General features: G+C 57.1%; 5 protein-coding genes and 1 pseudogene. All 6 read right to left on the bottom strand.

Going from position 1 to position 9,465, the window contains the following annotated elements; genetic code table 11:
• Positions 1-451, bottom strand: a 451-nt coding sequence (locus ACFFWD_RS15745) for a Fic family protein (protein WP_376966627.1), incomplete at its 3' end; no start/stop codon positions are given.
• Positions 448-978, bottom strand: coding sequence for a Fic/DOC family N-terminal domain-containing protein (locus ACFFWD_RS15740; protein ID WP_376966625.1), 531 nt, complete (start codon positions 976-978; stop codon positions 448-450). The genes ACFFWD_RS15740 and ACFFWD_RS15745, both read right to left, overlap by 4 nt.
• A 540-nt stretch (positions 979-1,518) precedes the next feature.
• Positions 1,519-1,694 (bottom strand): annotated as a pseudogene (locus tag ACFFWD_RS15735) (ATP-binding protein); the annotation flags it as partial.
• A 664-nt stretch (positions 1,695-2,358) separates the two neighbouring features.
• Positions 2,359-4,641: a di-heme-cytochrome C peroxidase gene (locus tag ACFFWD_RS15730; protein WP_376966623.1), complete on the bottom strand. Its 2,283-nt coding sequence runs from the start codon at positions 4,639-4,641 to the stop codon at positions 2,359-2,361.
• Between the two features lie 46 nt (positions 4,642-4,687).
• Positions 4,688-6,061 (bottom strand): hypothetical protein, encoded by a 1,374-nt coding sequence (locus tag ACFFWD_RS15725; RefSeq protein ID WP_376966622.1) that lies wholly within the window; start codon positions 6,059-6,061, stop codon positions 4,688-4,690.
• Positions 6,062-6,166: 105 nt separating this feature from the next.
• Complete coding sequence (locus tag ACFFWD_RS15720; RefSeq protein ID WP_376966620.1) at positions 6,167-9,364, bottom strand: hypothetical protein; 3,198 nt, start codon at positions 9,362-9,364, stop codon at positions 6,167-6,169.
• Positions 9,365-9,465: the final 101 nt, after the last annotated feature.

Here is a 9,465-nt window from a genome sequence, read left to right as displayed (position 1 = left end):
TCATCAGGTGGGGGAGTTTCAAGTGACCATACCCGGGGGATTTTGACCGACCCACGGGGCAGACATCGGACAGTTCGGACAACGCCTCACTGGTCCGGATCAGTTCGTCGACCGTGCCGGTCACGGCGTCGGCCATGAACGTAATGATCGGCTGCCAGTCCAGCCGCTGTTGAGCGTCCTTGAGCGAAGCATAGTACGTATCCTTTTTGCTCTCGATATATGGAGAGAGGTACAACGGGACGTGCTTCTCGGCGGCCATCATGAGCGGAAGAAGGAGACGACCGACGCGGCCGTTGCGATCGCTGAAGGGATGGACCGCCTCGAAATGAGTGTGCGCAATCGCCATGCGCGTGATGACCCCTTGAGTCATCTGCTGCATTCCCTCGTTCCGTAGAAAGTCGACGGTTTGAGCGAGGCAGTCGTGAACGTCCGCGGGAGGCGGAGGGTTCAAACTCGAATACGCGATGTCCTTGCTTCCGCCGATCCAACGACGCGCCTGCGAAAGTCGCCGGGAACGTCCTTGTAGTCCGGATCGTCCTTCATCACGGCGCGGTGGAGATCCTTGATCAGGTCCATCGTGAAGACGCCGTACCCGTCTTTCGCCGCGAGCGGAATGAATCCATCGAGCGCCACAGCGTAGTTTCTCACCTGACGCGCTTCAACCCTGGCACGGTCGTCCCCCGTCTCCTCGACGGACAGCAGTTCGTAGAGGGTGCTCTGGGTACCTTCGATCGACGACGAACTCACCGCCTCGCGTCTGGCCAGCACACGGCTGACGATATAGGGGTCCTTCATCTGAGCGGCGATGGCATCGACCTTGCCGAAGGCTGCTTGGGCGGCATCCAAGGCTTTCGCTCCGGCTACCGATACTTCCTCTCCGGGCGGTGGCGGCGGGACGATCCCGTAGTGGGAATCATAAGGCGGCGGCAATCGTTTCAGGGTCTCCCGGATGGTGTGGCTAAGATCGCTACGCTTCATGAAAAAGCCAAAGTTAGGCGTCCGATTCCAATTTATAGTTAGGGTTCCTGCAGAAAGCCATAACATGGCGCGATCTCGGGGCCGCAAATGTAGGGTTCCATTCCCACTAGGCCCGAACTCGACTCTTTGTTCTTGTTGTGTTCTAATGCCATATGGCGACCGATCGACCCGCAAGCTGGCGAATGCCCGCCCGAGAGCAAATGGAAAAAATGGCCCCGCGCAGGTGTCGGCGGACAGCCGCCCCCAGCGGCGCCCGCCTACGGTCCCGCCGACGAGATGCCGCCAGAATACTGGCGGGTTATCTTCGACGACGAAGCGCCGACACTGCACCGGTTGGCAAGCCGATCCAGACGCGCAAATTGTCGGATATCGGAATGCACCGCTGAGGTCTCCTGCAGCCGCTGCGGACGCATTGTCGAAATTCAGAAAGCCGATGCCGTGCGTTTGTACGGTTCAGAGTCGGTGTGGAAGAACGTCGGTGTCAAACGCCATCCGGAACTGCACCCTTTGCGTCATGAAGAACTGCCCCCACCATCGGATTCATGATCTCGGTTGAAGGTTGGCTCCGCCGGTGACGGGCGGAGGGAGGCGGAGCCGACCGGAGGCCCGTCACCGGCGGGCGGCTTGATGAGTCCGTTCTTTCGCTTGGCGCCGAGCCGATAGCTGTCGCCGCGGATGGTCAACACGTGACTGTCGTGCAAAAGGCGATCGAGGATCTCCCTTGGGGGAAGGGAGCCCGCACGCTTCGCCAAGACGGTGCTCGTTTCATACCCAAGCTAACTCTACCGCTGGTCGACAACCACCAGGCCGGATGGTTCCTCGACGACTTCTACCAGGATCTTGAAGGAACAGCCCTGACACGTTCAAAGCGGTGATTAATGCGCATGATCGCCCAGGCGCGCGTCGCGACGGTCGCGGTAGAGAATTTAACGCCGGACGAAGCGGCTCACTCCCAATGATTACACGATATATATATGAATACCTTATGCACCACTCCGAAATTTTGTTGGACGACTCGTTGGACGCAAATGTTGGACGTTTCAGTGCAAGCCTAGCCCGTCAAGAAGGCTCTTCCACCATGTCCATATGCGGCTCTTGAGCCGACGCCACCAAGGCCACGCGACCTCAGAGAAACAAGCCGCACGGATGCATCATCATGAGCATCATCATGAGCACGCCCAGCAGGTATTTGCACCTTCGACATGGCCCCAGCCCAGATCACCACATTATCCTTGATCCAGTAGTGGAGCGGTTCGCCGGTCGCGGGATTGGGAGATTTGTAGGGTTCGCGGCAGCCCCAGCCGTCAGCCCGCGCCGGCGCAAAGGATCGCCGCTTTCAGGGCCTCGCTTTGACTTTCCACGTTACGGGCAACGGACCTCTCACAGCGTCTTGAGATACTCGACAAGCGCCCGCCGCTCGGTGTCGGTCAACTCTGGTCCGATGACGCCAGGCGGCAGCTTCGCTAAGTCGGTTTCCTTGCCCTCAAACGAATGTCCACGATTGCTGTTCCCCAGCAGCGACACATTGAAGTTCGTCAGGCCGGCCGCGCAGGCGTCGCTCGCTTGTGTTTTCGTAACAAGGCCCACATTGATTGGATCGAATTCGCGGCTGCCGACGCAGAAAGACGTCGGCCGCTTCCTCTGCGGCAACAGCATGTCTCTCAGCGTCGGCACGGACCCGTTGTGCAGATACGGAGCTGTCGCCCAAACACCATCCAACGGGCGCGCCCGATATTGAGGTTCAAGGGCAAGAACATCTTCGTTCTTTCCGTTACGGTTCGCCCGAGCCCCAACGTGGACTCGTTGGTTTTGACAGTTCTTCCTGGGTCCCCACATCTGCTGCTTGGCTTCTTCGGAAGTGCCGTTCGCAATGATCCATTGGTCGATTGTCTTGCCGACCACGTCCATGAGCGCGAGTACGAAAAGAGGATCTGCCCCTTTGTCCGCTGGAAGGCCGCAACCCCAGGCTTTGTTGAGGTCATCGACGGGATTTAATCCAAGTGACTCGGGTAAGTGAACGCGGCGCGTCGTGAGGACATCGGATTGTTGACGATCGGTGCCGATCGCCGTGACCGGCATCTGGACCACATTGAAATAATGCCGGCCCCCTATCTCCACCCAATTCTTCTCGTTCTTGGCGGAGCGATCGGGGTTCTCCGGTTTCCAGAACGAATCCTCCGGCCATCTTTTGTCGAAGGCAGGATCGTTGACCGGGCCTCGGTGGCATTCAAAGCAACGCGCGCGATAGAGATCGCGGCCTTTTTCAACGAGTTTTTCGTCAATGGCCCATGCCAGGTCGCCCCGAAATTTTTCCTGCGCGTCCTTCCACCTGGGCGCTACGAGCCCGGTAAATTTTCTGCCGCTTGGATCGACCGCCGAAAAGGGATCGGTGCCGCGCAAAAGCTCTTCGAACCGCGCGATGTCCGATAGATGTATTGACGAGCCAAAAAGCGGCCGCCCGGGCGCGGGCGCCGTCATATTGATTTTCGCGCTGACACCGAGCGCCTCGCCTGAATTGCGAACAAGTTCGTTGAGAACAGAGGCATCATACTGCGCCCAAAGGAAATACGGCGTGTCCCAGATGGGCGGAAAGCTCACGGGCGCATCGTGGCGCGCGAAGTTGCCCTTAAGGAGTGGATCCGGGAGTTCGCCGGTAACGGGATCGAGTAGGTTGCTATAGAAAACCTGGTTCCCGATCCGGTTCAGCGCATCAAGTCGACCGAAACCTTCATCGAGATCCGCTACTCCCTGTCCCGTCAAAAGGCTATCGCCCTCCTCCTTTTGTTTCTTGATCTTTTGAAGTGCAAGCTCCAGATCGCTTCGAAGCTGCTTTCGATCGACGCTTTGCCCCTTGATCTGCTCCAGCCTGCTGGCGAAGCGCTCGAATCGCCACGGCAAAATCAGCGTGTAGCCGATAGACAGCCCGATGACCCTTTCAACCTCGCCGAGATTGACCATTGCCGGCCCACCGTCGAACCGAAGGCTGACATTTTTGTACTCCAGATGCCCGGTATGACAAGCGGCGCAGGTTAATCCGATCTGATCTTCATACGAGGCTCCCGTCGTCGGGTCGACACCGCCCTTGAGGATGGCAAAGCCGACAGGCAAGCCATTTGGATTGTCGGGCACGTTTGGAGTCCAACCGGTGCTCGCAGCGTCCCCATTCGACGCATCTTCATGATAACCGTATGAGGGCGCGTTACCGGCGAAGTCCTTTGAGCCAGGACTCGGGATGAAGCCAAGGCGGCGCAAGTAGTCCTCGTCGGTCAAGCTCGTGTAAGAGATGGACAGCTCCGGCCGTTCCAGGGCCAAAAACCATTGAAAGGGGACGGGAATGGTCGCCGTCCCCTGCGATGTGTGGTGAAACCAGTAACGCTGGCGCGAGGTCCAATTCTGCGGCAGCCAATAGGCGCTTTCGATTTTCGATGGCTCCGGCAGAGTCGCAGGCAGCAGTTGAGCGACCAGATTTGCGTCGTTCTTGATTTTAAGAGCTGCATCGCGAATCTTCTCCGGCGCGACATAAACGACGACGGCGAACACGACTACGAGGAACACGGTCGCGAATAACAGAAGAAAGACATGAGGCCAGCGCCTTACCCAGGAATCAAGTCGAGAGCCGAAAGAACGTCCCCCCATAGCAACCACTCCATTCATTTCTTTCATGCATTCATCCGGGCCGGCAGGCAGCCGGTAACGGTGACGGCGTCTGTTACTTGTTCAGCAATTGGCTATTGATGAAGGCGACCACGTCAGCTGTCTCGGCTGCCGCGCGCCGCGTTATCGTCGCCGCCGCCGGGCCGCCGTTCAAGAACGATGGAAACCAACCGAAATTGCGAACATTCCAGTTTTCCTTTGGCAAGACCGCTCGGTTTACGCCCGGCACTGCGAAATTTGGAATTTTCCTGGCGATTGGCTGTGCCGTCTCGGTGTGACAGCTGACGCAATCCGTATTGAAGAAGTGGCTTTTCTTCGGATCAGCAATGATATTGACGATTTCGAGTATGCGACTGTTGGGCGCGTTGCCATCAATGAACTCGGAGGTCGAAACACCCTTGCGATCGCCGACTGCTAAAGGCGGATTTTGCAGCGCCGCGTGACGACAGGTGATCGGCTTCTGATTGTTGGTAACCGGCTGCGGGACAATGTGTTTTTCGCCGATAATGCTGAACATCTGCGCTGCTCGGAGGCCGTCAAGCGTCGGGCCAGGCACGGGTATCAAGCCAACCTGCGGGATCCTCAACATCGAGACGAAAATCCAGGGTTCTGGCGGCGAAATGCCCATGACGGCCATCGTGTTGAGGCGCTGGGCTGAGAGATGCTTCTCAAGTAAGGCCTTGAGTGCATCACGAAACGCCTTTGCCGATGCCCCCATAAGGCCCGGATGCACATTCAGATCCCCGGCAGTCGAGATTTTGACATTGCCAAAATGTCCGGCTGCAAGTTGATCGCGCAAGGTCGCGACGTCACGAACGATCGCCTTGAAGGTCTCATCGTCCGGCTTGAATCGCGGGAACGGCGCACAACCGTCGAGAGGTGGATCCGGGTCGAGGTTAAAGCTAAAGATAAGGTGGCCGGCCGTGTCATGAACCTTGAATCCGTCCGGTCCATTGGTCACCGGCTGAATGATGAGACGGATTTGCGGTTGCCGGCCAAACTGGGCGATGACGTCCGGCGACAATCCCGGCGCGCCCGGATCGATCCTAATGCCGGCGACAAACCAGGCGTCGATCTTCTTCACGGCATCCGGCAGCTGGATGTGCCGTACACCCGAGTCCGGCACTCCCCGACGCTCGGGATTTTCGGCGTTGGCGATAAAGCGCGCGAAGTCTGTGTCGGAAAACAGTCGCTGCGGAGATCCAGTAGGGCCGGCGAGATCGGATACCGCGATCAGATTAGCCAAGTCACCCGCCGATTTCGGTGGAGGAAAGAGGATGGACACATCGTTGGCCGAAAGCGGCTTTGAGGCCGTTTGCGCCGGAGCCGTTCCCACGCCCAAAGCTGTGGCGAACATCAACGCCGCCGCGGACAGTCTTGCAAACCGTTGGCGAAACATCGATCCGTACATTTCACCCCTTGCCATCATCGGCAATCCCCCTGTGAGACTAAGAGTTCAAACATCAGCTGTAGAAGGCGGAGATCTTGGCGCGACGTTCTCTCCACGGCAAAGTGGAACGGTCGACCAAGTTTCTCATTCCTCACCGTAGAACTGGCTTTGCAAGGTCTTGAGTTTCGTAGGATGCAACACGTCCTCGATACAGCCGAGAAACATCTCACTCCTTGCCTTGACGTGCTCGCCATCAGCCGGGGCATGTTCCATGTCTGTCTGCAATGCGCGCACGGCTGTCCAGTCCTTCGCGCGATCCTTCAGCAACTCGAACAGTGTCCGATTGTTTTCGTAAGGATGGAGTCGAAAGTGAGCGAAAGTCACCTTGGCTGCAATCTTCGCATCCCTTAGCGCGTCGGGAAGCGTTAGCAGATCAAGTCCTTCCAGCTCGCCAAGCTGCTGCATTTGAGCCTGCGCTTCCTGATATTGCTCGCGTCCGACCAATTGATACATTCCTCGCGGATGAAACAGCCAACCGTCATCCGTTCCGGGCTGGTTTCCGAACGGGTTGCCGTCGTAACCAAGAACGAAGTTGGCCAATTCCTTGGGATGATTGAGCAACGAGTTCACGTCGACCGCCGGCTTATTTGCGGCCACAAGCTTTGCGCTGTTTTTGTCGATGCGATCGCGCCATTTGCGCGGGAGTTGAGAAACCGCGCTGTACGAGAAATTCTCGCTGCTCCGTGTAAAGTCGGCGCTATCGTAGGAGACTGATCCCAGAATATAGGCCAGGATACGAGGATCCGTTTCCTCGACGCGATCCCATTCCTGCAGCAAGGCCTTGACCTGCTCGGCCTGAAAATAAGCCATGTAGCTCTTGCGATATGGCAGAACGGGTGGAGGAGCCGGCGAATGGTCCTTAATCGATTCAGTCAGCTGACGCTCGTAAGCAGCCAATTTATCCTGGTATTTCTGATAGCCGCGCTCTTGCAGCCACTTGCTCTCATAACAAGCAAGCAATGGCTGCGGCTTGATCTTTGGAGTTGGTCGATATTCCTTGTCTAGCTCATCTGCGTAGGCAGCCTGGGCGAGTTTGGCGTCTTTGAGCGTTTCAAATGCGGATGCAACTGATCCATTCAGAAGATGAAACAACTTCACTTGCAGGCAATCAGCGTTGCTCTGCCTCTCGCGAGACTGATCGAAGTCGTCCTTCGGCACGCAGTCCCAAAAGCGGCCACTGCTCAGCGAGATGATATCCTCGGTCTTCTGGGACAACGTCCAGCCGAGCGGAAGACTATAAAATAAGCCTGTTATGTCCGTTCGGCCGAATGTTGGAAAGCGCTGCACGCTTGGCGTGACATCGGTGTCCGGCCGACGATCGATGCTGGTTGCATGATTGAGCGCTACATACGTTCTGGAGGTTCGTGTGCTCAAAAGCGCTCGTACCGGCTCCATGAGCTCACCGAACATGAATGAACCATGATCTCCGAATTGCCCGCTCACCAGGGACAACAGATAGATCCGGAATTTTGGCGCGTCGGAGGTGCCCTTGATACTATTAAGCTTCTCAATCAGATCGAGCGCCGTCTCGATCCCGGAATTCTCCACATATCCGCCATCCACCAGGCGCGCCTGCGGATTGGCGGTTATGCAGTCATTTTTCAGCGAGACGGTCGCTGCCGGCGTCACCCACGGAAATCGCGCGCTCGTGAAAGCGGCTGTGCTGAGCGGAATACGAAGTGAGTGGCTCTTGACAGTTTGGTCGGCCCCAGTTCCCGCACGATCAAGCGCCGCGAGAATACACAGGTCCTTGTCCGTCGGGTGTAACGGATCGATATCGAAGGGAGAGATGACAGCCCGTTTGCCGCTGCCGGCATCTGTCGTGTTGAACAACAGTGCCGGCATGCTGTTTCCCGGTGCCCAGTGGGACTGAAAGTCGGCCCTTAGCAAATTGGATTGATCGCCGGTACCCTTGTGTCTATCGAGCATTCTGTCACCAGCGCTCTCCAAAGAGTATTCCAGAAAACGCGCGCGATCGAAGACGGGGATCGCGACCGGAGAAAACATCTGAGTGAAGTCGGTGAACAGAAAACCAGCAACCAAAGGCGAGAGAAAATCGGTCGCCAAAACGCCTGCAACGCGCTGTTCTACCGGGCCAGGGGCATCAATATCTTCGACTCGTCCGACACCAGCCAGAAAATCCGCGATTTTCGGGCATGTCTTTGCGTCTGCAGCATTCGAATCAAGGGACGCACCATCGGCGTGGAGCGCAGCGGCGAAGATTGCCGAACCGACGCTGCCCCCGGAGACAGCGCTTATTGCAAACAGATGTTGCCGAAATGCCGGACAGAGATCCTGCATCCTCGCAAGAAACCGCGCCGCACTATTGGCGGCGTAGATACCTCCTCCTTGAGCCGCCACGATAAAGACGGGATATTCGCCGAGCCTCTTCGCTTCCTCCATCCGCGGCTTCTGTAAAAGCCACTCACGGAATGCCGCGACAGCAGACATGCGCGTATCCGGCTGGCTGTTTGCATCAGCGACGGTGCGCAGCTCGTGATCGTCACCTCCCAACAAGGAGGCAAGCAGAAACAAGCCGCCAAAGACTACCGGTATAAATGGAAACGTAAACTTGATCGTCATTAGGGCAAAGTGGATGGTGAGACCTACGACGCAAGCCGCAAAGAGAGCAATCACGCCGAACGACCCGACAAATTGTGCAAGCCTGTCCGGCAGCAGAATGAATCCCGTTGTCAACAGGACGATCCCGCAGATCGTAAGCGCGAGGAACCTGTAGCGGATGAAATAGGCGTTGTTGGCCCGACTCGCGAGATCAATCGATCGATCTCTTGATCCCATCCGCCAAGCAAACATCACGAAACAGACGAGCATGATCAGCATGGCAATTGCGAGGATGAGCAGCATGTTCCGCTCAAATGCGAGCGCTTGGTCCTGAATGCGGAAGATACTTCCGACTTCCTCGACCTCACCGACCTTTCGCGCCGGCCGCGAGGCGAATTGACTTGCCGTCGCGGCGATTAGCGGCAGCGCTCCGAGCACAATGGGTGCAACTCTTATATAGAAGGCCAAGCGGCCCTTAGCGTGAGGGATTTCCGGAAGGGACGCAGTGGTAAGCTGAAAGGCACCCACCCAAATTGTTATCGCAATCACGCCGAGGGCGACAAACTCCCTGACGGTCACCCAACCAATGTCATCAGCAGCTATCCTGTAGAGCTCTTGAATCTGATCTGGCAGGTAGAGCAATATTGAGATGGCTACCGACAGAACAATCATCCACCGGAGGTTGCGCAACAGGGCAAAGAGCTGCTCGCGCACAGTCATCGCGCCATTTCCCTCACAGGTTTGCGGAGATAGTCACTGAGCTAGTACCCGGAATCAGAGCTGAGTGATACGGCGGCCTTTGAAACGGCGTTGACGGACCC

Source organism: Bradyrhizobium erythrophlei (assembly GCF_042430365.1).
In the GTDB taxonomy this organism is placed as follows: Bacteria; Pseudomonadota; Alphaproteobacteria; order Rhizobiales; family Xanthobacteraceae; genus Bradyrhizobium; species Bradyrhizobium erythrophlei.
The sequence above is the reverse complement of the archived record's forward strand: the minus strand, read 5'-3'. Positions and strand labels throughout refer to the sequence as shown.